2 protein-coding genes are annotated in these 2,539 nt (G+C 67.7%); both read right to left on the bottom strand.

Annotated elements, in window-relative coordinates; all coding sequences use genetic code 11:
* The coding region (locus HP547_RS19700) for a BatD family protein (protein WP_172287143.1) at positions 1-769 on the bottom strand (769 nt) is incomplete at its 3' end.
* A complete protein-coding gene (locus tag HP547_RS19705) occupies positions 766-2,484 on the bottom strand; it encodes a tetratricopeptide repeat protein (protein WP_172287144.1) in 1,719 nt (572 codons plus the stop codon). The genes HP547_RS19705 and HP547_RS19700, both read right to left, overlap by 4 nt.
* Positions 2,485-2,539 lie beyond the last annotated feature (55 nt).

Below are 2,539 nucleotides of genomic sequence, written 5' to 3' on the forward strand. Positions count from 1 at the left end.
GCGGAATCGGCCGCACGGCCAGGCGCAAAGGCAGCGAGCTGACCTGCACCTGGCGACCGGCGCGGGCCGTGCCGTTGCCTTGCGGCGCTTCATCGCTGCTGGCAGCGGCGGTGGCGGTGAACGTCAGTGGCGGGATGTCGAGGCTGCCGCTTTGCTGGGCATACAGCGCATAGCGGGTCTCGATCACGCCGTGGCGCACACCATTGATTTCCTTTTCATAGGTGCGCGATTCGCCCAGCGGCTCGACCTTGGCATTTTCCAGTTGCAGCGGGCTGAGGCTGCTGTCGTCGTACAGCGCCACCGAATGGTAGATGCGCAAGGTCAGCACGGCCTGGGCCTGCACGTAGACCTCGGTGCTGTCGAGGGTTGCCTCGACGAACACTTGGGCGCTGTCCTGGCGGCTGGCATCGGCCTGCAGCACCTGCAGCTCGATCGCCTGGCTGTGCGACTGGCCCAGCTGTAGCTCGGGGATGCGCAGGCTGCCGCTGCGGCGTGGCAGCAGGGTGATGATCCAGCGGGTGCTGGCGCGGGTTTCACCGTCCAGCGTGTGCAGGCTGTTGAGCTGGCGCGTGCCGCGCACTTCGAAGTCGCCTTCCAGGGCGCGCAGGTCGGGCTTGCCGAACTGCGTCACGTCCTGGCTTTCCAGGGTCAGCTCCAGGCTTTCGCCGGCTTCCAGGCGGGTACGGTCAACACTCGCCTTTAGCAGCGGTTCGGCCTGGGCCAGTACGGCCCAGAGTGCACTGAGAATAAAGACGCCGAAGCGACTCATCGTGGGTTTTCCTGATGCAATTGCTGTTCATACCAGAATTTGCGCCGCAGCAGCTCCGCCGGATTATCCGGGATCTCCCGCAGCCATTGTTCCAGGGCCTGGCGCTGTTCGGCATCGAGGCTGGTCGATACCGGTCGCTGGGGCGGCTGGATGACGCTGTCATCCGCGCCTGCCTGGTTACCGGGTGTGGCCTGGGTGTTGTTGCTGCCTTCGCCGGGTTGTTCGGCGTTGGCTTGTGGGTCACTGCCGGGCGTGCCTTGCGCGGGGCTGCTGGCCGAACTGCTGTTGCCTTCGGTTTCGCTGCCGGGTGTGCTTTGGGCATCGCTGTGTGGCGGCTGTTCTTCGGCCTGGGCTTCGCGCTGTTGCAGCATTTGTTGCACCAGCGCCTGGTTGTCCAGCGCCAGTTGCAGGTCGGGCTGGCGCTCCAGGGCTTGCTCGTAGGCGTCGAGCGCGGCTTCCAGCTCGCCGCTGCGGGCCAGGGCATTGCCTCGATTGTAGTGGGCTGCGGCCGTGTCGCCTTGGGAAAAAGCGTCGGCGGCAGCGGCATAATCGCCGGCCTGGTACAGGGCCATGCCACGCCATTGCGGGTCGTGGAAGTGGCGCGCGGCGCTGGCCGGACGGTTTTGCTCAAGCAGGCGCTGGCCTTGCTGGTCGGGGCGCAGCCACAGGTCGTTGAACTCGAACGCCTGGCTGGGCTGAGGCAGTGCCAGCAGCAGCGGCAAACAGAACAGCCAGCCACGCCGGCCGGCGCAGGCGGCCAGCAGCAACAGCGGGATCAGCAGCCAGTAGCCCTGGTCGGCCCAGCTGTCCAGCTGCACGGTCTGGCCGTCGTTGCGGGCGCTGCGCGGGTTGTCGAAAAGGCCCAGGCCACGCAGGTCGAGGTCGTCAATGCGGGCATGGCGGTAGCGCCCCCCGGTGCCGCTGATGAAGCTTTTGAGGCTGCTGCTGTCCAGGCGCGGTACCAGGATGCCGCCCTGATCGTCCTTGAGGTATTCACCGTTGGCCTGGCGCACCGGTGCGCCTTCGCGGCTGCCGATGCCCAGCATCAACAGGCTCGGGCCCTGGCGGCCAAGGGCTTGGGCGATGCCCTGGCGCTCGGCTGCACTGAGCGCCGAACCGATCAGCAACAGGCGGCCCTGGCCCAGGCCGCTCTGGGCCAGCAGCGCCAGGCCTTTTTGCACGGCCAGGTCGGCGCGCTGGCCGGGTTTGGGCATGATCGACGGGTCGACGGCCTCGAGCAGATTGCGGGTGGTGGCCAGGTCATCGGACAACGGCACCAGTGTGTGCGCGGAGCCCGCATAGACCACCAGTGCAGTCTGGCTGTCGCGGCGGTGTTCGAGCAGGTCGAGAACCTTGCGCCGGGCCTGCTCCAGGCGGTTGGGCGGGCTGTCCTCGGCGAGCATCTGCGGGGTCAGTTCGAGCAGGATCACCAGCGGGTCGGCCGGGCGCTGGCGGTTTTCTTCCAGGCGCTGCCAGCTGGGCCCGAGCAGGGCCAGGATCACCAGCGCCCAGGCCAGGCCCAGGGCCACCCACGGCAGCTTGCTGCTACTGCCGCTGCCGCCACCCAGCAGCACGCCATGAAACGCCGGCGGTAGAATCATCTGCCAGCGCCCGGCACGTTTGCGCCGATGCCACAGCTTGTACAGCAGCCAGCCGAGCAGCGGCACGGCCAGCAGCCAGAGCGGGCGCAGCCATTGTGGCCACAGGTCGATCATCGCCGTCTCCTCAGGCGCAGGCGCTTGAGGCGCTGGCGCCATTCCGGGTGCGGCT

The organism is Pseudomonas sp. CM27, assembly GCF_013179515.1.
GTDB lineage: Bacteria > Pseudomonadota > Gammaproteobacteria > Pseudomonadales > Pseudomonadaceae > Aquipseudomonas.